We start from the raw sequence: 21,805 nt of genomic DNA, 5'->3' as shown, positions 1-21,805 counted from the left end.
CCCCCCTCTCTGAACGTGCGGCTACTTGATCTTGCGATAGATGCGGTTCACGAGGTCCAGATCGTCGAACTTGTCGGCATGCCGCGTGAAGTTGATCGACTCCTTCGTGCCGAGCAGCAGCACGCCGAACATGCTGAGGCTGTCGTACAGCAGCCCGTGCACGTGATTTTGCAGCTCCTTGTTGAAGTAGATCATCACGTTGCGGCAGAGGATGACGTGGAACTCGTTGAACGAACCGTCCGTTACCAGATTATGCTGGGCGAAGACGATATTTTTCTTCAGGAAGCTTTGGAAAATGACGGACTCGTACCGGGCCATGTAATAGTCCGAGAACGATTCCTTGCCGCCGCCGTCCTGATAGTTGCGCGTATATTGCTGCATCCGCTCGATCGGGAAGACGCCCTGGCGGGCGACGTCGAGCACGGTGGCGCTCATGTCCGTCGCATAGATGCGGGTTTTCTCGAGCAGCCCTTCCTCGTGGAGCAGGATCGCCATCGAATAGACTTCTTCGCCTGTCGAGCAGCCGGCATGCCAGATGCGGATGAACGGATAGGTTCTGAGCAGCGGCACGACATTTTCGCGGAACGAGCGGAACGCTTCCGGATCCCGGAACATCTCCGTGACGTGGATCGTCAGATCGGACAGCAGCCTTTCCATGCAGCTGCGGTCATGGACCATCTTGTCGGTCAGGGAGGTCACCGTCGCCAGCCTCTCGGCGTGGACGCGATGCCAGACCCTGCGCCGGATCGAGGCATAGGCGTAATTGCGGAAATCGTACCCGTACAGACGGTACATCGCCTCCAGCAGCAGCTCGATCTCGACTTGTTCCCTCTCGTCCGCCTCGCTTGGACGAAGCTTGCTGTTATTTATACAACCACACCCTCATTAATGAAAGCAGCTGGTCGACATTCACCGGCTTGGCGATGTAGTCGCTGGCCCCTGCCTCAATGCATTTGTCCCGGTCGCCCTTCATCGCCTTGGCGGTGACGGCGATGATCGGCAGCTTGTCGAAGCGGCTGTCCGCCCGCAGCAGCCTCATCGCCTCGTAGCCGTCCATTTCCGGCATCATGATATCCATCAGCACCAGATCGAGATCCGGGTTCTTCTCGATCTGCTCGATCGCCTCGCGGCCGTTCTCCGCATAGATGATGTTCATCTTGTAGCCTTCGAGCACGTTGGAGAGGGCGAACACGTTGCGGATGTCGTCGTCGACGATCAGCACGTTGCGGTCTTCGAAAATCGTCTCGACGCTGTGCAGCTTGCGCAGCACGCTTCGCTTGTCTTCCGGCAGGTCGGCCTCGACGCGGTGCAGGAACAGCGTCGTCTCGTCGAGCAGGCGCTCCGGAGACTTCACGTCCTTGACGATGATCGTCTCGGCGTATTTCTTGAGCATCATCTCTTCGCGCTTGTCGAGCTCCCGGCCCGTGTAGATGATGATCGGCAGATCGTGGAGCTCCTCGTTGCGCCGGATCTGGTCCAGCAGCTCGAAGCCGCTGATGTCCGGCAGCCCGAGGTCGAGCACCATGCAGTCGTAGCGATGCTCGGTCAGCTCGCGGAGCGCTTCCTTGCCCGAGGAGACGCCGGTGATGACGAGGTCGTCGTGGCCGATCAGCTCCTCGATCGCGAGCCGCTGCGCCTGATCGTCCTCGACGATGAGCAGCCGCTTCAGGTTGCGCTCCAGGAACAGTCCGATCTGCGTGAACAGATTGTCGAGATGCTCCTTGGTGACCGGCTTTTTGAGATAGGCGATCGCGCCGAGCGACAGCCCCTGCTGCACCTCGTCGATGACCGAGATTAGATGCACCGGGATATGCCGCGTGTCGGCATCGTTCTTGAGATGATGGAGGACGGACCAGCCGTCCATGACCGGCATCTGGATATCGAGCAGGATCGCGTCCGGAACATAAGTCCTCGCCAGCGACAAGCCCTTGTCTCCCTGTCCGGCCGTGATCGCCTTGAAGCCGCGCGAGCGGGCGATGTCGACGAGCACCTTGGCGAAAGCCACATCGTCCTCGACGATGAGCACGACCTTGTCGCCTTCCTCCAGGTTTTTCAGATCGTCTTCGACCTCCTGCAGCACGCGGACCGGCTCTTCGGCCTGACGGCGCGGCGCCGCCGCGATTGCCGGCCGGCCCGGCGACAGGGCGGCGGCCGCTTCGCTCATGCCCCCGAAGCTTGCTCCCGCGTCGAACTCGGCTGGTTCCGTCAGGCTTTTGACGATGTGGAACTCCGGCAAGGTGAGGACAAAGGAGCTGCCTTCTCCCGGCTTGCTCGTCAGCCTCACGTCGCCGCCGAGCAGCTTGGCGAGATCGCGGCTGATCGCGAGGCCGAGGCCCGTGCCGCCGTACTTGCGGCTCGTCGTGCCGTCGACCTGCTGGAACGCCTCGAAAATGATCGCTTGCTTGTCTTCCGGAATGCCGATGCCGGTATCGCGCACCTCGAAGGAAATCCATTCGCCCTCGGCCTGCTCCGGAAGCTCCGTCCCGGATGCCTTGCGGATATGCAGGGCGACCGAGCCCTGGCTCGTGAACTTGAATGCGTTGGAGAGCAGATTGCGAAGGATCTGCTTGACCCGGTGGCTGTCGGTGAACAGCTCGGTCGGCACGTCCTCGTCGATTTTCGTCTCGAACACGAGATCCTTCTGCGCGCTCAGCGGCTGGAAGCTGCGCAGCGCGTACTGCTCCAGGTCGCGGATCGGCACATGCTCGGTGACGACGTCCATCTTGCCCGCGCCGATCTTGGACAGGTCGAGAATCTCGTCGATCAGCTTCAACAGATCCGAGCCGGAGCCGTGGATCGTCGTCGCGAATTCAATCTGCTTTTTCGTCAAGTTGCCTTCCTTGTTGTCCGACAGCATCTGCGACAGGATCAGCAGGCTGTTGAGCGGAGTCCGAAGCTCATGCGACATGTTGGCCAGGAATTCCGACTTGTACTTGGAGGCGAGGCCGAGCTGCACGGCCTGCTTTTCGAGCGCGTCGCGCGTCTGCTCGATCTGCTGGCTGCGCTTTTGCGTCTCCTTCATCTGCAGCTCCAGCATATGCGTCTTCTGGAGAAGCTCCTCGTTCGTCTGCTCGAGCTCCTCCTGCTGCGACTGCAGCTTCTCCTCGGAAGACTTGAGCGCTCTCGTCTGCTCCTCGAGCCGTTCATTGGAGCTGCGCAGCTCCTCCTGCTGGCTGATGAGCTCCTCCGACTGCGACTGCAGCTCCTCGCTCATCGTCTGCGACTCGCGCAGCAGCTCCTCGATGCGGATGCGCCCGAACAGATTGTGCAGCACCATGCCGACCGATTCGCCGATCTGCTTCAGCAGCTCCAGATGAATCGTGGTGAACGTCTGCAGCGTGCCGAGCTCGATGACGCCGATGACCTTGTTCTGATAATGAAGCGGCAGAATATGCAGCTCGCGCACGGCCGACTCGCCGATGCCGGAGGATACCTTGAGGTAATCGCTCGGCACCTCGGTCAGATGCACGACTCGGCCGTCGGCGGCCGCCTGGCCCGTCAGGCCCTCGTTCAGACGGACGACCGAGCGCATACGGCCGCCCTCCATGCCGGCATAGCTGCCGCGCAGCGTCAGCGTCTGGGCGTCTCCCATATGGTCGCGCACATAGAACGCCGCATACGTCGCCCCGGTCAACGGCGCGATCAGCTCCGCCAGCTTGTTTGAAAGGCGGTCCAGGTCGGTGATGCCCTGCGCCTCCACGGTGACGTTGGCCAGATTCGTCTTGAGCCAGGTCTGCTCCTGCATATTCTGGTTGTAGATTCTCTCCGCCTCGGTCTTTTCATCCAGATCGTCGGCGAGCGCGATGAAGGCGTCCGTCACTTCCTTGAACTCGCCCTCCTGCTTCTCCGCCAGCCGGCGGGACTCCGCCGTCGAGCCGCCCTTGGCGAAGCCGGCGATCATCGCCGACAGGCCGCGGAAGCCGCGATTGAGCGACTTCGTGTTCCAGGCCATGATGAACGCTCCGGCCAGCACGCCTGCCACCGTCAGGGCGACCATGATGTTCGTCGTCGCCTCGTTGTCCGCGCGCGTCTGCTCCACGAGCTGCGTCAGGGCGTTGCGGTGGTAGCTCGACAGCTTTTCGATATCGGCGACGAGCGATTCCTGGAATTCCAGTCCTTGCGCTTCACGCAGCGCGACCGCCTCGGCGCCCTTGCCGGAGCTCACGAGCGAGAGCGCCTGGTCCACATAGCCGAAGAAGTCGGAGGCAGAGCCTGTGATATCCTCCATCATGGAGATTTCGGACGCATTGGTCGAAAGCGATTTGAGCCTTTCGATGCCTTCCAGGACGTTCTGGCGCATCGCCTCGATGTTCGCGCGGTTGTTCTCGACCGTCTGGGCCGTCGGAACGGTCAGCACGTTGACCATGAATTTAGCCACGTTGTTCGCATTGCCCCGCATGTCCGTCGCCACGTAGACCTTTGTATAGCGGTCGTCGTAAATCTCGTTGAGCTGGTCGCTCATGCTGAACAGGTTGCGCACGCCCGCGATGCTGAGGATGATGATGATCGCCAGCAGCAGGGAGAAGCCGATCTGAACTTTCGTCCGAATTTTCATGTAGGTGCTCACCGATTCCCCTCTTTATATGAATGTCATTCTATGACTATCGTTCTATAACGATCGCTCTTGATGAAAAGCGGTCCTTCCAATCTATTTTACAGGAGCCGCGAAGCGATCGTCACCCCGAATCCGCAACAAAATATGGGTGATTGCCCAGGTACGCACGAAGCGGCCGCAACCTCCAGAGGCAGCGACCGAATCGTTTCAACATCATATGAAATTGAAATACCCGCTTCCGAGCCTATTGAAACAGAGGAATCGACATTTATTTTATTGCTGCGGGGAGGACCAGAAAAAGTCGATCGAGACAAGCTCTCCGCTGAGAGGATCGAGGAACAGCTTGGCGGCGAAGCCGCGCTCGTCGACATAACCGACGCCGTCGTCAGCCGTGAACATCGGCTGGCCGAACGCCTCCGTCCATCCCTCGAGCGAAATCGGCAGGCTGCCGCTCTCGAGCTCGATCCGCCCCTCTCCGGCCGGCACGCTCACATACTCCACGCTGCCGCCGGTGAAGCCGACCTCCATGCCGGGATAGGTCCACGCCGTCTGCTCGGGCAGCAGCTCGTCGCGCTGCGCCGACTGCGGGATGCCGATCTCGGTCACGACCTGCTCCTTGGCGTCGGAAAGGCCCACTCCATTCACTTCGCTGAAATCCAGCGCCGGCTCCTCCGACATAGCGGCCTCGTCCTGCAAAAAGGCCGAATACGCCGGCGAAGCTGCGCGGACCGCAGCCTCATTCGAATCATCCGCCACCGCCAGTCCGACGGCGACCGCCGGAGAAGGCGCATAAGCGGGGCGCATGAGCACGCCGATCGTAACCCCCGTCATCAGCAGGCAAGCAGCGGCAACCAGAGCGACGATCCGTTTCATGCGCCTTCCTCCTCGTAAGTGGAATCTTCCGTTTCTTGCTTGATTCCTTCATTTACCACGAGATTCGGACGGCGAAACAGCTCAAGGCGCAGGAAAAAAGCCGGCGAAAAGGCGAATCAGAGCCGCTCCAGCTCCGCCAGCTCCCGCAGCAGCTCCTCGCGGGAAAAATGCTCTCCGATAAAGACGATCGCATCGGGCGCGGCGGAGGCCGTCGGCACGAAATCGGCTTCGCGGAACGCATACTGGAACAGATACCGGCTCGGCGTGTCGGCGAAGGTGACGATGCCTTTGGCCCGGTAGACGGCATCGGGCAGCCGTCTCAGCAGCTGCTCGAACGCGACGCTGTCGAACGGCCGTTCCGGGTAGTAGGAGACGGCCAGCAAATGCTCATGCCGTTCTCCGTGCGCGCAGGCGTGCCCCGCAGCATGCGTCTCTCCGCAGCCGCAGCCTGACGTTCCGTCCGGCGCTTGCCGTCGCTCGCGGATCTCCTCGCCGGCGATCGCCCTGCCGCTGGCGTCCAGGCCGTCGAGCCAGCCGTCCGGGACGGCGGCGCGCACCGTCACGGCCAGCTTCGCGCGGCCGTTCAGCTCGCGGAGCAGCTGCTCCAGCTCGACCCGCTCCTCCGGGTGCAGCTTGTCGGCCTTGTTGAGCACCAGATGCGTCGCGCAGCGGATGCCGTCCGTCAGCAGCCGGTACGTCCGCCGGCTTCCTTTGCGCAGCTGCAGCAGTCCCGGCCCGTCCACGACGGCGATCGCGGCAGCCAGATGGAGCGGGCGATGCAGCGAGGCTTCCATGACGTTTTCGACCAGCTCCAGCGGATTGGCCGCTCCGGTCGCCTCGACGAGGATCGCATCCGGCCTGCGGTCGGCCAGCTGCAGCAGCTCCGCGGTCAGATCCGCCTTCATCGAGCAGCAGATGCAGCCGCTCAGCAGCTCGCTTACGGGCATGCCGCCCGCTGGCAGCTCGTCGAACGCGACGTCTCCGAGCTCGTTCAGGATGACGGCGGCCAGCTTGCCCTCCTCGCGGAACCGCTCTGCCAGCCGGGCGAGCAGCGTCGTCTTGCCGCTCCCCAAAAAGCCGCCCAGCAGGACGACCGGTATCGACGGAGCGGCCGCGGACGGAATCATTTCGTTCATGCTTGCATCTTCCTCCCCAAAACCGAAATTCCCATCCTATCAGTATACCTGCGGGTCGGCAGTCCGTACACCGGAAGCCGCGAGGCCATTTTTTTCTGTCAGATAAAGGGAATCGATCTGCGGATGGGGAATATTTACATTGGGATAACCGATCTTCGATATCGGAATATTTAATCCTCTTAAACAAGCGAGTGGAAGGGGGGATTTCGGGGATACGGCTGCCGCCGGCATCGGGAGACGCGGAAAAGCCCCGGAAAGCGCTAGGCGCTCCGGGGCGGGCAAGGCGACGGTCAGTGGGTTTTGGCGATGACGAGAATCTTGCCTTGGTCGAGCACTTCCTCGTAGCGCTCCGCCTCCAGGTCCGTCAAGCCGACGGACTCCAGCTTCGAGCGCAGCTCGTCGCCGCGGGAGCGGAACATATTGGCCATGGAGTCGAATACGCCCTCCTCGGACATGCCGATCTTGTTCGCATCGGAATTTTCGACCAGCCGATCCGTCTGATCCTTGTCATGCGCCAGTACATAGATCTCATCCCGACCATATCCGCGACGGTTCAGTTCCCGTACGGCCGACATCGCGTCCGTGCCGTTCTCGACAACTTGAATGCTTGGTTTCATTGAAAATCCCTCCAGTTTGGTGTAGTCGGTCTTATCGGGAAGCCGCCAGCGCGGCGGCCTGTCCTCAGCCTAGGCATCTCTACCCTTGCCTTGCGGCTCATGAAACATTCAGGACCTTCTCCGCCGCGGCCAGTCCAGCCGAAACGCCGCTTCGTCGCTCCTCGGGCCGCTTGGCCCGCTTGTTTTCATTCGGTTTCAAAGTGTTCCGTGCCGTTTAGTTATAACCTAGACATGATATTCCGAGCGAAAAAATGGAGGGTACCGCCTAATGATCCAATCGAATGCTTGCCTTGCTATGCTTCTTGCCGGAGGCGAAGGAAAACGCCTCGCCCCTCTGACGAATCGACTCGCCAAGCCTGCGGTGCACTTCGGAGGCCGCTACCGCATCATCGACTTCCCGCTAAGCAACTGCGTCAATTCCGGCATCAACCGGATCGGCGTGCTGAGCCAATATATGAAGCAGTCGATCACGCAGCATATCGCGGACGGACGGGCTTGGGACAACGCCCGCATCGACCTGCTTTCCTCTAAGGATGAAAAGAACGGCTACGTCGGGACGGCCGACGCCATTTATCAACATATCGACTTCATCGAGAAGGAAAATCCGGAGCATGTGCTGATCGTCTCCGGCGACCATATCTATCAGATGGACTATACGGAAATGCTCACGTTCCACCGCCAGCGCGGCGCGGCTGCGACGATCGCGGTGAAGGAGGTGCCGTGGAGCGAGGCATCGCGCTTCGGCATCATGAATACGAACGAGCGGCTGCAGGTGACCGAGTTCGCCGAGAAGCCGGCCGAGCCCAAGAGCAACCTCGCTTCCATGGGCGTCTATATTTTCCGCTGGGCCGACCTGAAGCAAGCTTTGGTGAAGGATGCCGAGTCGAGCCGCTCCTCCCATGACTTCGGCAAGGACATTATTCCGCAGCTGCTCTCCGAGGGCAGCAGCGTCGTCGCGTTTCCTTTCCAAGGCTATTGGAAGGATGTCGGCACGCCGGACAGCCTGTGGGAAGCCCATATGGATCTGCTGAACGGCGTCATCGACCTGAATCGTCCGGAATGGCCGATGTACACGCCGTCCCTCGACCTGAGCCCGGCCGTCTACGTCGAAGGGCGCGGCGAGGTGTCCAACTCGATCGTGCAGCGCGGCTGCCGCATCCAAGGCTCGGTCGAAGGCTCCATCCTGTTCCATAGCGTGCAGGTCGGAGAAGGCAGCACGATTACGGACAGCATCATCATGCCCGGAGCCCGGATCGGCCGAGGCGTGCATGTGCACCGCGCGATCGTCGGCGAGGGCGCTTATGTCGCCGACGGCTCGACGATCGAGGGCACGGGCGAGAAGCTTACCGTGCTCGGAGCCGGAGAGTTCCGCTACAGCCGCTCCCCGCTTCGTCGCCTGCGTCCTGCCGCAGCGATGGAGGAGATCCGCACCGGCTCTTGAGGAGCCGGTTCAGGCTTGAGGGTTCAGGCGAAAGCGGGCCTGCGGAGATTGACTCCGAGATTGGGGATGGCCTGTCCGAGCCGGAAGCCGCTCCGGGCACGGACCCTCTTTCCGATTCCGCTGATGCCCAGATTCCTTTGATCTCCCTTCCCGAAAAGGATGGGATCCGGCCATCAAGGGAAACGCTCCCGCTTCTCCAAGAGGGTTCCGTTCCCGCCGCTTTCTGTTCTGCCATTTCCAAGGCAGCTCGAACGATCCAAGCTGTCCATCCGCATAAAAGCAAAAGGGACGAACTGGAGCCAGACTCCGTTTCGTCCCTTTTTGCGTTTTTAGCCTGGCTGCGGCGGCGATCCCGCTCCGCCTTGCCGATGCGGAGGCCGAAGGGCGCTCGCGGCCGAGGCTGCGGCTGCGATCATGGGGCGTCGAACACGCCCATGCTCAAATACCGCTCGCCGCTGTCCGGCGCCATGCAGAGCACCCGCTTGCCCGGACCAAGCCGGGCCGCCTCCCGCAGCGCCGCCCAGACGGCCGCTCCGCCGGACGGGCCGATCAACAGCCCCTCCTCGCGCGCCAGCCGCCGGCATGTCTCCAGCGCCTGCTCGTCCTGCACCTGCACGATCTCGTCGTAGACGGACGTGTTGAGGATGGCAGGCACGAAGCCCGGGCTCGTGCCGACGAGCTTATGCGGTCCTGGCTCGCCGCCCGACAGCACCGGCGAGCCTGCGGGCTCGACGACGACGATGCGGAGACCGGGCAGCCGGCGCCTCAGCTCCTCCCCGGTGCCGGTGATCGTGCCGCCCGTGCCGGCCGTCGCGACAAAGGCGTCCAGCCGGCCGTCCATCTGCTCCCAGATTTCCGCGGCCGTCGTCAAGCGATGCGCGTCGGGGTTGGCGGGGTTTTCGAACTGCTGCGGGATGAAGCTTCCCGGGATGCCGGCGGCCAGCTCCTCCGCCTTGCGGATCGTGCCCGGCATCCGCTCGGCTGCCGGCGTCAGCACGACCTCTGCCCCATAAGCGCGGAGGATGCCGATCCGCTCCTTGGTCGCGTTGTCCGGCATGACGAGAATCGCGCGGTAGCCGCGAGCGGCCGCGTTCATTGCCAGTCCGATGCCGGTATTGCCGCTTGTCGGCTCGATGATCGTGCCGCCGGGCAGCAGCCGTCCGGATTTTTCGGCTTCAAGGATGAGATTGGCGGCGGCGCGGTCCTTCACGCTCCCGCTCGGATTGAAGCTCTCCAGCTTGACGCAGACTTCGGCCAGCTCCGGGCCGGCCAGGCGGTTCAGCCGCACGGCGGGCGTGTCCCCGATCAGCTCCGTGACGGAGCGGACGATTCTAGGCGGCATGGTCTGCCCCTCCTCTTCCTTTTGCGATATGACCCATCGTAAAGGAAGAGGAGGCCGGAATCAACCGGCCTCCCCGAACCGCCTCTGCGTCTGCCGCTATGCGGCATGCCCGTCCTGCTTCAGCGCTTTTTCCACTGCTCCAGCTGCTGCTCCGCCAGATCGCCCAAGTTCAGCCCTGCGGCGCGGGAGACTTTGTCTTTGGAGCCTCTCTTCTCCAGCTGGATGCGGAATTTCTCCAGCGCCTTGGCCGCCTGCTCGGCGCGGCCGGCTTCGTCATGCCGCCAAGCCTGCTCCCACGACGCTTCAAGCTGCTTCACGATCGGCCCCGACAGCTCGCCTGCTCCGGCATAGTGCTGCAGCTGCCGGCCGAGCTGCGCCAGCAGGCCCGGCTGCCGGATCGACGCCGACTTGACCGCAGACCAATCCATGTCCGAGCCGAAATAGTAGCTCGGATACGACGGCTGGTTGTAGGTCGTGTTCTGACGCGCGACTTCGGCCCGGTACTGCGGGTCGAGCATCGGCGTCACGAGCTTGCGGCTCGCAAGCTCCGTGCTGAGGTAGATCCGGATGGCGGAGCTGTCCGCCGTGCGGACGAGCAGCTCCTCGCGCCAATCGCCGAAGACATCGGCGACGAGGCCCGGATTGCCCTTCGTGCCGTTGTTCGTCTTCGTCCCCTCAGCCGTCAGCAGCGTGCCGCGGCGCCAGTCCTGGATCGTCGGCGTGACGTCGATCGCACCGTCGACGATCTGCGTCGTGCCGTCCGCCGCCCAGCGGATGCTCATGTTCGTGCCGGGAGCCTTGCTGCCGATCTGCGTGCCTTTCGCGTTCCACAGCGCCCCCGCCGGAGCGAGCGGCACGCCGGCCCAGGCCTCGTACCCCGGCTGGGACGGATCGACGTCGCCGACCATGCCGCGGCCGGTATCCTTGCCGGTGTAGCCGCCCCACAGCACGCTCCCCGTCGCCGCGTCCCGCATCGCATAGCCGTAAGGCGCGTACGCCCCGCCTTCGTGGACCGTGAAGATCTCGAGGCCAGGCCGCTGCGGATCCAGATCGCCGACATGCATCGCGTCGCCATGGCCGAGACGAGCCGTCTCGCCCGGCTGGGCGCTCTCCGCAGGCATGAGCGCCTTGGAGCTGTACAGCAGCGAGCCGTCGTCGTCGATCGTCGCCGAGCCGTAGACGATCTCCTGCCTGCCGTCGCCGTCCACGTCGGCCGCGCTCATCGAGTGGAAGCCCTGCGTCGTCAGCGAGCCGAACTCCGGATCCGTGCCGTCGCGGCCGTGAGGACCGTCGTTGAACGGATTCGTCATCGGCGTCCAGCCGCTGTCCACGTACCAGTATTCTCGCAGCCGCTTGCCGTCCCAGCCGTAGGAAACGAGCGTCGAGCGGGTGTAGTAGCCGCGGGCGAACACGGCGTACGGCTTGCTGCCGTCCAAATAAGCGACGCCGGCCAGGAAGCGGTCGACGCGGTTGCCGGGCTCGATCCGGGCCATCGCGTAATCGCCCCAGCGCAGGCCGTCGTCTTCCCGGCCCGGCTTGTACGGAATCGTCTGCAGCTCCGCTCCCGTCCGCCCGTCGAATACGCTCAAGTATTCCGGACCGTCGACGATGAAGCCCTCGAACGCCCGCAAATTGTTGCGCGCGCTGCGCGCCGGCGCGTACACGTCCATGAAGTAATCGGCCAGCTCTCTCGCGTCCTCCAAAGAGAGCGGGTAGCTGAACTTCGGCTCGATGCCGAAAGCCTCCTCCAGCGTCGCCGGCCAGCTGCCGTCCTTGACCTCCGGCTGCTGATGCCACTCGCGGAACAGCTTCACGACATGATCGTAGTAGCCTTGCTTGCTCAAGCGATAGTCGTCCTGATGGCTGTATCCGGCCGAGACGTCCGCCTTCGGCATCGTCACGTAGGCTTCCTTGCGCACGCTGCCGTCCGGCGCATATGTCGTGACCTTCGTGCCCGGAGCGGTCTTGAACATGATCTCCGACTTGCCGTCGCCGTCGAAATCGTAGACGAGGAACTGCGTATAATGCGCTCCGGCCCGGATGTTGACGCCGAGATCATAGCGGTAGAGCAGCGTGCCGTCGAGGCGATAGCAGTCGATGTAGACGTTGCCCGTATAGCCGATCTGCGACACATCCTTGGAGTTCGACGGGTCCCATTTGACGAAAAACTCGTACTGCCCGTCCCCGTCGACATCGCCGACGCTCATGTCGTTCGCGCTGTACGTGTACGCCTCGCCGACCGGAGTGACGCCGTCCGCCGGCTTGCGCAGCTTGAGGTCCAGATAGGCGTTCGTCCATGGTCGGACGGACGCGCTTTCGTTCCTCTCCTTGCCGCCGCGTACGGCGACGACCCTATACGCCGAGCTGCCCGAGCCGCCGCGGTCCACGTAGTTCGTGCTGTCCTTCACCTCCGCCAGCTTGCGCCCATCCCGGTAAACCTGGAACGTCGTGCCGGCATCTTTGCCCGCGCGGGCCGCCCCTTCCTCTCCCGCGAGCAGGCGCCAGCTCAGGAACACCCCCTCCGACGTCGCCGCAGCGACAAGCCCGCGGTCCAGATACTCCATCTGGTAGCTCGCTTTTGCGGGCGAATGCGATTTACCGGCAGTCGCGCTCGCGGACGCCGCAGCCGATGGCTGCGCGGATGCCCCTGCGCCAGAAGCCGCGCCCGTCGCCAGCATCGTCGCCGCCAGGCCGATCGCGGCCGCTCGCCTTCCGGGTTTGAATCGTTTCGTCATATCCAAGCTCCCCTCGCCGTATGAATGGTTGCGCTTTCAATTGACGTGTTGCTCCAGCTTGACCGCTGACCTCCTTCCCGGGTCTAGTCCCTATTGTAAAATCGTTATCCATTCGTTTCCATGCATACGGGAGAGGTTTTTGATCATAAATCAGTGGTTGTGCTAAAAGCGATCCGGCTTGCGCGGATGCGAAACGCGCCAGCAGAGCCAGCAACATAGAGCCGAATTAAAAAAAAGACGGGACCTCGAAAGGTCCCGTCTTCTTCTCTTGCTGGATCAGGCTAGTTGGCCCGGCACTTACATCATGCCGCCCATGCCGCCCATTCCGCCCATGTCTGGCATGGCCGGCTTATCCTTCTCCGGCTTGTCGACGACGACCGCTTCGGTCGTCAGGACGACAGCCGCTACGGAAGCGGCGTTCTGCAGCGCGGAACGCGTCACCTTCGTCGGATCGACGATGCCGGCTTCGAACATGTTGACCCAGTCGCCGGTAGCGGCGTTGTAGCCGATGCCGACCGGTTCCTTTTTGAGGCGCTCGACGATGACGGAGCCCTCTACGCCTGCGTTGGTCGCAATCGTGCGGACCGGCTCTTCCAGAGCGCGCAGGATGATGTTGACGCCGGTCTTCTCTTCGCCGGTCACGTCCAGAGCCGCAACGGCGCTGTATACGTTCACGAGAGCCGTGCCGCCGCCGGATACGATGCCTTCTTCAACGGCAGCGCGCGTGGAGTTCAGAGCGTCTTCGATGCGCAGCTTGCGCTCTTTGAGCTCGGTTTCCGTCGCAGCGCCGACCTTGATGACGGCTACGCCGCCGGACAGCTTCGCCAGACGCTCTTGCAGCTTCTCGCGGTCGAAGTCGGACGTCGTTTCTTCCAGCTGGGCGCGGATCTGCTTCACGCGGACTTCGATGTCCGTCTTGTCGCCGGCGCCGTCCACGATGATCGTGTTCTCTTTGGTCACGCGGATCTGGCGAGCGGAGCCGAGCTGCTCGACCGTCGTGGACTTGAGGTCCAGGCCAAGCTCCTCGGTGATCACTTGGCCGCCCGTCAGAGCGGCGATGTCGCCGAGCATCGCTTTGCGGCGGTCGCCGAAGCCAGGAGCCTTGACGGCGACGCAAGTGAACGTGCCGCGCAGACGGTTGACGATCAGCGTCGCTTGGGCTTCGCCTTCCACGTCTTCCGCGATGATCAGCAGCTGCTTGCCGGATTGGACGACCTTCTCGAGCACCGGCAGGATCTCCTGGATGTTGGAGATCTTCTTGTCGGTGATGAGGATGTAAGGGTTGTCGAGCACCGCTTCCATCTTGTCCGTATCGGTGATCATGTACGGGGAGACGTAGCCGCGGTCGAACTGCATGCCTTCTACGACTTCAAGCTCGGTGTAGAAGCCTTTGGACTCCTCGACCGTGATGACGCCGTCGTTGCCGACCTTCTGCATCGCTTCGGCGATCAGCTGGCCGACTTCCTCGTCGCCGGAGGAGATCGCAGCGACTTGAGCGATCGACTGCTGGCCCTCGATCGGCTTGGAGATGTTTTTCAGCTCCTCGACCGCAGCGCGGACCGCTTTTTCGATGCCTTTGCGCAGGACGATCGGGTTCGCGCCCGCCGTCACGTTTTTCAGGCCTTCGCGGATGATCGCCTGGGCGAGCACCGTCGCGGTCGTCGTGCCGTCGCCGGCGACGTCGTTCGTCTTGGTCGCGACTTCTTTGACGAGCTGAGCGCCCGCGTTTTCGAACGGATCTTCGAGCTCGATCTCTTTTGCGATGGATACGCCGTCATTGGTGATGAGCGGGCTGCCGAATTTCTTCTCGAGCACGACGTTGCGGCCTTTCGGTCCGAGCGTCACCTTTACTGCATTCGCCAGAGCATCCACCCCGCGCAGCATGCCGCGGCGAGCGTCTTCGCTGAACTTGATTTCTTTCGCCATCGTTCGTTACCTCCCGAGTGATGATTGGATTGTGGTCCTAAGTATGAAAGCCGAGCCTCTATAGCGCCGGCAAGCCGATGCAGCTTAGCCGAAGATCGCGTGGATGTCGCTTTCTTTCATAATCAAATACTCTTTGCCTTCGTACTTGATCTCCGTGCCTGCATACTTGGAGAAAAGAACGCGGTCGCCGACCTTCACTTCCAGCTCGACGCGAACGCCGTCCTTCAGAGCTCCGCTGCCTACAGCTACGACTTTGCCTTCTTGCGGCTTCTCTTTTGCCGTGTCAGGCAGCACGATGCCGCTCGCAGTCGTCTCTTCCTTGGCGATCGGTTCAACCAATACGCGTTCACCCAAAGGTCTGATCATGAAAAAATAGCCTCCTTGATCGAAATTTGTCATTTTATTAGCACTCGTTGGAGTCTAGTGCTAATAACAGTTTTTATCATACTCAAACTGCCGAACAATTTCAAGGGGGCACCCCCATCTTTGTCTTCAAAAAAAGAGGTCTTGAGTTCAAAAAAAAAAGAAGCCGCGCTGGCGCGGCTTCTTGCAGGGGTCAGAAACGGTCTTCCGGTCGATCCTCCAGCTGCTCGAGCTTGTGGGAGACGAGGTGAAGGGCTGCTCCGGACGTATAGATGAACACGCTGCCGATGAGGAATCCGATGCCGACCATCAGCGTCATGTTCGTATCGCTAAAGTGGGTGATGTTCCAAAGGGAGGTCACGACTCCGATCAGCAAGCAGGTCCACGCCATCATATTCATGAATTGGAAGAGACGATCGACCGCATTCTTCGTTTGCTGTACCGGTTTCACGGACATCATTTTAGCCATGCTTGTCACATCCCGTTCAAGATTGTAAGTGTTTTCTTGCATCCACTATACCATAGTCGAGCATCGATGTTCAAACTTTTTTCACATTTCCATCATATCTATGTCACGAATTCCGGATTATGCGCCTTCTTTTCCCTTACCCTGGTCTTGACTCCGCCAATCTCAAGCCTTATTATGCCCGCTTTATGTCTTTTTCATGAAAAAAGCCCCGTCCTCCGGAAATCCGGAAAACGGGGCTGCAAAGCTCGGGGCCGCGCCAGGCTCGATCGGAGCTATTCGCTCAGCGCCGCCGACTCGTAGCGGCTCTCGAACTCGGCATCCTTGCGCAGCTGCTTGCGATGGATGCGGTCGCACATGTAGATGCTCACCTCGTACAGCAGGATGAGCGGGATCGCGACGAGCAGGTCGGACACGACATCCGGCGGCGTCACGACGACGCCGATGACGACCATCCCGAAGTAGGCGACGCGGCGCATCTTGCGCAGGCCGGCCGGCGTCAGGATGCGGATCGCCGTCAGGAACATGAACAGCACCGGCATCTCGAACAGCAGCGAGATCGGCACGACGATGTTCACGAGAAACGTCAGGTACTGCACGATGCCGTACGTCTCCTCAAGGCCGAGGCTGCGGGAGATCTCCGACGTGAAATGGAACGCCATCGGAAAGACGACGAAATAGGAGAAGCTGATCCCGATCAGCAGCATGAGCAGCGCGAACGGCACGTAGCGCAGCGCGGCGGTCTGCTCATGCTTGCGCAGCGCCGGCTTGACGAACGCCCACAGCTGGTAGAACGCGAGCGGGACGACGGGGACGAGCGCGATGATGAAGGCGAACTTCATGTAGATGCCGATGCCGTCCCACAGCGAGAACGTATGGAATCCTCCGATCTCGCGGGCCTGCTCGGTCGTCGTGAGATACCCGTACATCGGCTTGGCGAGAAAAAGGCCGAGCACGAGTCCCGCGATCAGCACGAGCACCACGACGAACAGGCGCTTGCGCAGCTCGCCGAGATGCTCCATCAGGGACATGAGCCCCTCCTCGCTCATCCGCTTGCGCAGCGGCGAGGATCCGTCCGGGGGACGGCTGGCCATACGAGGTCCTCCTTATGCAGCCATATGCCGGCAAGCCCGCGCCGCGAGCGTCCCGACCTGGCAGGGATTCAATGAAAAAGCGGAAGCCTCGGGCTTCCGCGCGGTCATGCGCCGATGCGAGCCGGCTACTCCGGCAGCCGGCGGGCTTCGGCACGGCTCGCTTCGGGCTGCGCGCCCTCGCTGCCGGATACTTCGATCCGGGAGGACGAAGCCGGGCGCTTCGCCTGGTCGTCGTCCTCGGCCATCAGCTCGCGCGTGCCGGCCTTGAATTCCTTGAGCGTGCGGCCGAAGGCGCGGCCGAGCTCCGGCAGCTTGTTCGGTCCGAACAGCAGCAGCGCGATGACCGCCAGCAGCAGAAATCCAGTAGCTCCAATACCACCCATTGTCGGTTCCTCCTTGAGAACGGGCCCGGGCAGGCCGTTCCGCTGTTGAATGCGCGGAGGGCGTCAGCAGCCGTACAGGCCGCCGTATCCCATCGCGGTGATGTCTTCCCTGCGAATCTCCTCTCCCGCCAGCAGGCGCGGAAGGAGCACGTCGAACGAAGTATGGGGATCATGCATGACGCAGCCGGGCAAGCCTAGCACCGGCGTCCCGCCGAGATAGCCCATGAGCAGCATCGAGCCGGGCAGCATCGGCGTCCCGTAGCGGACGATGTCGGTGCCGGCGGCGCGGATCGCGCCTGGAGTCCGGTCGTCGGGATCGACGGACATGCCGCCTGTAAGCAGTATCATATCATATTCCTTGTCTTTGTACTCAACGATCTTGTCGACGATCCGCTGCCGGTCGTCCGGGACGAGCGCCTGCTCGGACACGGACGAGCCGAGCCGCTCCAGCTTGGCGCGCACGGCGGGACCGAACCGGTCCTCGATGCGGCCGCTGTACACCTCGCCTCCGGTCGTGATGAGGCCGATGCGCATCGGCCGCAGCGGCTTGACCTCGATCGGCGCGCGGCCGTGCCGCTCGCGGAACCGCGCCGCCAGCTCCTCGACGCGGGATACGAGAGCTTCCTCCACGACTAGCGGAATGACGCGGGTCGCGGCCACCTGGCCGCCCGCCTCCACGAGGCGGTCGCCGACGACGGTCGCCAGGGCGATGTCGCCGAGGTCGTTGATCTCGTTCACGTACGCCGGATCGATCTTGACCAGCCCCTGGATCGAAGACTTGAGCGCTACCTTGCCTTCATGCGGACGGCCCAGCTCGATCCGTTCCCCGCGATGGGCTTCCGCCATGCGAAGCGCGGCCTCATCCTCATGGAGCTCGCCCTCGGCCAGCTCCATGACATAGAGATGAGCCTTGCCGATGTCGAGCAGCGCCGGGATGTCGGCCTCGGTCACGACATGGCCTTTGACGAACGCCCGTCCCTTGAACGAGCCGGGCACGATGCGCGTCAGGTCATGCGCGAGCCGCAGGCCGAGCGCCTGCTCGACGGGAACCTCGCGCAACCTCGTGCGGATGCTCATGCGCCGTGCTCCCCTTCCCGCCCGGAGACGATGGCGAGCGCATGAGGCAGCTGGTCGATGACCGCCATCAGGCACTCATGCACGCCCTTGGGGTTGCCGGGAAGATTGATGATGAGGGTGCGGCCGCGGATGCCGCTCACGCCGCGCGAGAGCATGGCGCGCCGGGTGCGCGACATCGTGCTGCTGCGCATCGTCTCGGAGATGCCCGGCACCTCGCGCTCGATCACCTTGAGCGTCGCCTCCGGCGTGATGTCGCGCGGACCGAGGCCGGTGCCGCCCGTCGTCAGCACGAGGTCGGCCTCGTAATAGCCGGTCATCTCGATCAGCGCGGCCATGATCTCGTCCTGCTCGTCCGGCACGATGCGGTAATCGACGATGTTCCCGCCCAGCTCCTCCTCGACGAGCTCGCGGATGACCTGCGCGCTCGTATCCTCCCGCTCGCCCCGCGAGCCCTTGTCGCTCGCCGTAAGAATCGCTACCTTCCATCGCATCTTCCGTTCCTCCCGTCGCTATGCCCGATCTGTCCGGCTGTAATCGCCGTTTTTGCCGCCCGTCTTGGAGACGAGCTCGGTCGGTCCGATGACCATGTCTTTTTGCATCGCCTTGCACATGTCGTATACGGTGAGTGCCGCGGCCGATACGGCTGTCAGCGCCTCCATCTCGACGCCGGTCGGCCCCTTGGTGCGGACGGCCGCCTCGATCGTGAGCACGTCCCGTCCGTTGTCGCCGAACGAGATGTCGACGCCGCTCAGCGGCAGCGGATGGCACATCGGAATCCACGCCGACGTATTCTTGGCGGCCATGATGCCGGCCACCTGGGCGACCGCGAGCACGTCTCCCTTGGCGATGTCGCCCGCCTTGATGCGCGCCAGCGTCTCCTCGGCCATCGCGATCGACGTGCGGGCGACGGCCGCGCGGGCCGTCGTCTCCTTGTCCGAGACGTCGACCATCCGCGCGCGCCCCTGCCCGTTGAAATGGCTGAGCGGCTCCTGCGGCGATGCGGTTGAACGGTCTGTCATGATCGGCCTCCCTCCGGCGGATGCGTGTTCGTCCAGACGAGCCCCAGCTCCGTGATCAGCCCGTCGAGCGCGGCGTCATGCGGCTCCATCGGCACCTGCGGCACGAGCTGCGCGGCGAAGCCGAGCCCGATCCAGCGCCCGCCCGCCGCATCGCGCGCCTCGGCGCGGAAGCGGTCGTAGTAGCCGCCGCCATAGCCGATCCGGCCGCCGCAGCGGTCGAAGCCTGCGCCCGGCACGAACACCGCCTCCGGCGCCTCGTCCGGCGCCTCGGCAGCTCGGCCGGGATCGGGCTCGAGGATGCCGTAAGCGCCTGGAGCGAGCTCGTCGCGCGAGCGCACCGCATGCAGCGCCAGGCGCTTCGCGCCGATGTCGGCGCGAGGCAGCAGCAGCCGCAGGCCGCGAGCCCAGCAGAACTCCAGCAGCTCCGACGTGTCCAGCTCCGAGCGGAACGAGACGAACGCCATGACGCTGCGGATGCCGGAAGACTCGATCCACTCGGCCGCATGGCGGCAGGCGAGGCGCGAAGCCTCCGCCCTCTCCGCCGCGGACAAGCCGTCGCGCAGGGCGAGCAGCCGCCGGCGCAGCTCCCTCTTGGTCTCGGCGGACTTCGCCGATCCGGATTCCATCATCGGACCCACCATTCCTGCCATAATTGTCTATAGTGTACCACCGAGCGGTTTGTTTCGCCAATAAGGGTCGATTATAGCGGCGGATTGCGGTATTCTACATTTATATATAGAAGCATTCTGCGGAAAGGAACATGCCCGGCCATGCTGCTGCAAGTCAACGACCTAACGAAAAGCTACGGCATCACCACCATATTGTCCGGCATCACGTTCCAGATCCAGGAGCGCGAGCGCGTCGGGCTTGTCGGCGTCAACGGCGCCGGCAAGTCGACGCTGCTGCAGATCCTCGCGGGCCAGATGTCCAGCGACAGCGGCGTCATCCACCGCGCCAAGGAGACGCGCGTCGGCTATCTCGCCCAGAACAGCGGGCTGCAGTCCGAGCGCAGCATCATCGAGGAGATGAGGGCGGTGTTCGGCCCGCTGCTCGAAGCCGAGCAGGAGCTGCGCCAGCTCGAGCGCGACATCGCCGATCCGGCGCTGCACGAGGACGACAAGCGCTACCAGGACACGCTCGAGCGCTACGCGCGCCGCTCCGACTGGTTCCGCGACCAAGGCGGCTTCGAGATCGAGACCCGCATCAAGAGCGTGCTGCACGGCATGGGCTTCGGCCAGACCGATCCCGCCACCCCAATCCGCTCGCTGAGCGGCGGGCAGAAGACGCGGCTCGCGCTCGCCCGCATCCTGCTGCAGGCGCCGGATCTGCTCATGCTCGACGAGCCGACCAACCATCTGGACATCGCGACGCTGACCTGGCTCGAGGATTATTTGCGCGGCTACTCCGGCGCGATCCTCGTCGTCTCCCATGACCGCTACTTCCTCGACGCGACCGTAGGCACGATCATCGAGATCGAGCGCCATCAGGCCAAGCGCTATACCGGCAACTACAGCCGCTTCGTCGAGCTCAAGGAAGCCGAGTTCGAATCGGCGATGAAGCAGTTCGAGAAGCAGCAGGACGAGATCGCCCGCATGGAGGAGTTCGTGCGCCGCAACCTCGTGCGCGCCTCTACGACCAAGCGCGCGCAGAGCCGGCGCAAGGCGCTGGACCGCATGGAGCGGCTCGACCGTCCCCAGGGCGACCTGAAGCGCGCGCATTTCCGCTTCGAGGTGGAGCGCACGACCGGGCGCGACGTGCTCGACGCGCGCGAGCTGTCGGTCGGCTACGAGGACCGCGCCGAGCCGGTGTTCCGGGACGTGTCGCTGCGCATGGAGCGGGGCGAGACGGCTGCGCTCGTCGGGCCGAACGGCATCGGCAAGTCGACGCTGCTCAAGGCGCTCATCGGCAAGCAGCGGCCGCTGTCCGGCACGATCCGCTGGGGCACGCATGTCAAGATCGGCTATTACGATCAGGAGCAGACCGAGCTGAGCGGGACGAATACCGTGCTGGAGGAAGTATGGAGCGCCTACCCGCATGTCGAGGAAGCGCGCATCCGCACCGTGCTCGGCAACTTCCTGTTCAGCGGCGACGACGTCAAGAAGCGCGTCGGCTCGCTGAGCGGCGGCGAAAAGGCGCGGGTCGCGCTCGCCAAGCTGATGCTGCTGCAGGCCAACGTGCTCATCCTCGACGAGCCGACCAACCATCTGGACCTGTACAGCAAGGAAGTGCTGGAGACGGCGCTGCTCGATTACGAGGGCACGCTGCTGTTCATTTCCCATGACCGCTACTTCCTCAACAAGATCGCCGAGCGCATGATCGAGCTGACGCCGACCGGCACGATCGACTACCTGGGCAACTACGACGACATGATCGAGAAGAAAAAAGAGCTGGAGGAGCTGCGGCTGGAAGCCGGAGCAAAGCAAAGCGCGGCCTCGGCGGCCGCAGCCGCAGCCGACAAGCCGGTCGGCGCCGGCTCGTACGAGGCGGACAAGCAGGCGAAGCGCGACGAGCGCGCGCGCCAGCGGCGGCTGGAGCAGCTCGAGGCGGACATCGCCCGCCTGGAGGGGGAGAGCGGCGAGCTCGAGGAGCGGCTGGCCGACCCGGACGTATACCAGGACTATGTGCAGGTCCAGTCGATCCAGGAGGAGCTCGCATCGGTCAAGGCCAAGCTGGAAGCGGCCTACGCCGAATGGGAAGAGCTGCTGGCCTGACGGCATGGGCTGACGGCCGCCGAATGGGAGGAGCTGCCGGGCTGGCGAGCTGGCGATGACAGACGGA

18 protein-coding genes are annotated in these 21,805 nt (G+C 63.2%); 2 read left to right on the top strand and 16 right to left on the bottom strand.

All coding sequences use genetic code 11. The features are described 5' to 3' along the window. Positions 1–21 precede the first annotated feature (21 nt). The 5 genes from B8V81_RS16195 to B8V81_RS16175 form a co-directional block, all read right to left on the bottom strand. Complete coding sequence (locus tag B8V81_RS16195; protein ID WP_101808751.1) at positions 22–870, bottom strand: CheR family methyltransferase; 849 nt, start codon at positions 868–870, stop codon at positions 22–24. Then, positions 863–4,567 (bottom strand): response regulator, encoded by a 3,705-nt coding sequence (locus tag B8V81_RS16190; protein WP_342352570.1) that lies wholly within the window; start codon positions 4,565–4,567, stop codon positions 863–865. Before B8V81_RS16190 ends, B8V81_RS16195 begins: the two co-directional genes overlap by 8 nt. 261 nt (positions 4,568–4,828) lie before the next feature. Continuing rightward, on the bottom strand, positions 4,829–5,428 hold the full coding sequence (locus B8V81_RS16185) for a hypothetical protein (RefSeq protein ID WP_101808750.1): 600 nt from the start codon (positions 5,426–5,428) through the stop codon (positions 4,829–4,831). A gap of 116 nt (positions 5,429–5,544) precedes the next feature. Then, the gene (locus B8V81_RS16180) at positions 5,545–6,564 is read right to left on the bottom strand and encodes a CobW family GTP-binding protein (RefSeq protein WP_244912776.1); all 1,020 of its coding nucleotides are present in this window, start codon (positions 6,562–6,564) and stop codon (positions 5,545–5,547) included. Positions 6,565–6,854: 290 nt separating this feature from the next. Beyond that, entirely contained in the window at positions 6,855–7,181 is a 327-nt protein-coding gene (locus B8V81_RS16175) for a YflT domain-containing protein (RefSeq protein WP_028600585.1), read from the bottom strand. Positions 7,182–7,449: 268 nt separating this feature from the next. Here B8V81_RS16175 and B8V81_RS16170 point away from each other — a divergent pair, with 268 nt between their 5' ends. After that, positions 7,450–8,622, top strand: a complete 1,173-nt coding sequence (locus tag B8V81_RS16170) for a glucose-1-phosphate adenylyltransferase (protein ID WP_244912775.1) — start codon at positions 7,450–7,452, stop codon at positions 8,620–8,622. A 412-nt stretch (positions 8,623–9,034) separates the two neighbouring features. Here the strand turns inward: B8V81_RS16170 and cysK are convergent, their stop codons facing one another. The 11 genes from cysK to B8V81_RS16115 form a co-directional block, all read right to left on the bottom strand. After that, the gene (gene cysK / locus B8V81_RS16165) at positions 9,035–9,964 is read right to left on the bottom strand and encodes a cysteine synthase A (RefSeq protein WP_028600587.1); all 930 of its coding nucleotides are present in this window, start codon (positions 9,962–9,964) and stop codon (positions 9,035–9,037) included. A 119-nt stretch (positions 9,965–10,083) separates the two neighbouring features. Then, positions 10,084–12,699 carry a rhamnogalacturonan lyase gene (locus B8V81_RS16160; RefSeq protein ID WP_052333623.1) on the bottom strand — a complete coding sequence of 872 codons (2,616 nt, stop codon included), beginning with the start codon at positions 12,697–12,699 and terminating at the stop codon, positions 10,084–10,086. 297 nt (positions 12,700–12,996) lie between these two features. Continuing rightward, on the bottom strand, positions 12,997–14,625 hold the full coding sequence (gene groL, locus B8V81_RS16155) for a chaperonin GroEL (RefSeq protein ID WP_028600588.1): 1,629 nt from the start codon (positions 14,623–14,625) through the stop codon (positions 12,997–12,999). Between the two features lie 84 nt (positions 14,626–14,709). Further along, positions 14,710–14,991 (bottom strand): co-chaperone GroES, encoded by a 282-nt coding sequence (gene groES / locus B8V81_RS16150; RefSeq protein WP_028600589.1) that lies wholly within the window; start codon positions 14,989–14,991, stop codon positions 14,710–14,712. 190 nt (positions 14,992–15,181) lie between these two features. Then, on the bottom strand, positions 15,182–15,457 hold the full coding sequence (locus tag B8V81_RS16145; RefSeq protein WP_043111998.1) for a hypothetical protein: 276 nt from the start codon (positions 15,455–15,457) through the stop codon (positions 15,182–15,184). Between the two features lie 272 nt (positions 15,458–15,729). Next, a complete protein-coding gene (tatC, locus tag B8V81_RS16140) occupies positions 15,730–16,548 on the bottom strand; it encodes a twin-arginine translocase subunit TatC (protein WP_244912774.1) in 819 nt (272 codons plus the stop codon). 125 nt (positions 16,549–16,673) lie between these two features. After that, positions 16,674–16,931, bottom strand: a complete 258-nt coding sequence (locus B8V81_RS16135) for a twin-arginine translocase TatA/TatE family subunit (RefSeq protein ID WP_028600592.1) — start codon at positions 16,929–16,931, stop codon at positions 16,674–16,676. Positions 16,932–16,994: 63 nt separating this feature from the next. Then, positions 16,995–18,008, bottom strand: a complete 1,014-nt coding sequence (locus tag B8V81_RS16130) for a molybdopterin-binding protein (RefSeq protein ID WP_101808749.1) — start codon at positions 18,006–18,008, stop codon at positions 16,995–16,997. Then, entirely contained in the window at positions 18,005–18,499 is a 495-nt protein-coding gene (locus B8V81_RS16125; RefSeq protein WP_028600594.1) for a MogA/MoaB family molybdenum cofactor biosynthesis protein, read from the bottom strand. The genes B8V81_RS16130 and B8V81_RS16125 overlap by 4 nt, the downstream gene beginning before the upstream one ends. 18 nt (positions 18,500–18,517) lie before the next feature. After that, entirely contained in the window at positions 18,518–19,027 is a 510-nt protein-coding gene (gene moaC / locus B8V81_RS16120; RefSeq protein WP_101808748.1) for a cyclic pyranopterin monophosphate synthase MoaC, read from the bottom strand. Then, positions 19,024–19,656 carry a 5-formyltetrahydrofolate cyclo-ligase gene (locus tag B8V81_RS16115; protein WP_180968468.1) on the bottom strand — a complete coding sequence of 211 codons (633 nt, stop codon included), beginning with the start codon at positions 19,654–19,656 and terminating at the stop codon, positions 19,024–19,026. The genes moaC and B8V81_RS16115 overlap by 4 nt, the downstream gene beginning before the upstream one ends. A gap of 141 nt (positions 19,657–19,797) precedes the next feature. On the opposite strand from B8V81_RS16115, the gene abc-f reads away from it, so the two are divergent. Continuing rightward, positions 19,798–21,738 (top strand): ribosomal protection-like ABC-F family protein, encoded by a 1,941-nt coding sequence (abc-f, locus tag B8V81_RS16110; protein WP_101808746.1) that lies wholly within the window; start codon positions 19,798–19,800, stop codon positions 21,736–21,738. Positions 21,739–21,805: the final 67 nt, after the last annotated feature.

It is taken from the genome of Paenibacillus pasadenensis (assembly GCF_002864175.1).
Lineage (GTDB): Bacteria > Bacillota > Bacilli > Paenibacillales > Paenibacillaceae > Paenibacillus_O > Paenibacillus_O pasadenensis.
Note: the sequence above shows the minus strand (reverse complement) of the source record. Positions and strands in the feature narration are given on the sequence as shown.

Bases quoted from the DNA above. Each gene is read 5' to 3' on its own strand.
- B8V81_RS16130 (WP_101808749.1), bottom strand. From the start codon at position 18,008: ATGAGCATCCGCACGAGGTTGCGCGAGGTTCCCGTCGAGCAGGCGCTC.
- B8V81_RS16145 (WP_043111998.1), bottom strand. From the start codon at position 15,457: ATGGCTAAAATGATGTCCGTGAAACCGGTACAGCAAACGAAGAATGCG.
- cysK (WP_028600587.1), bottom strand. From the start codon at position 9,964: ATGCCGCCTAGAATCGTCCGCTCCGTCACGGAGCTGATCGGGGACACG.
- B8V81_RS16160 (WP_052333623.1), bottom strand. From the start codon at position 12,699: ATGACGAAACGATTCAAACCCGGAAGGCGAGCGGCCGCGATCGGCCTG.
- moaC (WP_101808748.1), bottom strand. From the start codon at position 19,027: ATGACAGACCGTTCAACCGCATCGCCGCAGGAGCCGCTCAGCCATTTC.
- groL (WP_028600588.1), bottom strand. From the start codon at position 14,625: ATGGCGAAAGAAATCAAGTTCAGCGAAGACGCTCGCCGCGGCATGCTG.
- B8V81_RS16115 (WP_180968468.1), bottom strand. From the start codon at position 19,656: ATGATGGAATCCGGATCGGCGAAGTCCGCCGAGACCAAGAGGGAGCTG.
- B8V81_RS16135 (WP_028600592.1), bottom strand. From the start codon at position 16,931: ATGGGTGGTATTGGAGCTACTGGATTTCTGCTGCTGGCGGTCATCGCG.
- tatC (WP_244912774.1), bottom strand. From the start codon at position 16,548: ATGGCCAGCCGTCCCCCGGACGGATCCTCGCCGCTGCGCAAGCGGATG.
- B8V81_RS16170 (WP_244912775.1), top strand. From the start codon at position 7,450: ATGATCCAATCGAATGCTTGCCTTGCTATGCTTCTTGCCGGAGGCGAA.
- B8V81_RS16180 (WP_244912776.1), bottom strand. From the start codon at position 6,564: ATGAACGAAATGATTCCGTCCGCGGCCGCTCCGTCGATACCGGTCGTC.
- abc-f (WP_101808746.1), top strand. From the start codon at position 19,798: ATGCTGCTGCAAGTCAACGACCTAACGAAAAGCTACGGCATCACCACC.
- B8V81_RS16125 (WP_028600594.1), bottom strand. From the start codon at position 18,499: ATGCGATGGAAGGTAGCGATTCTTACGGCGAGCGACAAGGGCTCGCGG.
- B8V81_RS16185 (WP_101808750.1), bottom strand. From the start codon at position 5,428: ATGAAACGGATCGTCGCTCTGGTTGCCGCTGCTTGCCTGCTGATGACG.
- groES (WP_028600589.1), bottom strand. From the start codon at position 14,991: ATGATCAGACCTTTGGGTGAACGCGTATTGGTTGAACCGATCGCCAAG.
- B8V81_RS16175 (WP_028600585.1), bottom strand. From the start codon at position 7,181: ATGAAACCAAGCATTCAAGTTGTCGAGAACGGCACGGACGCGATGTCG.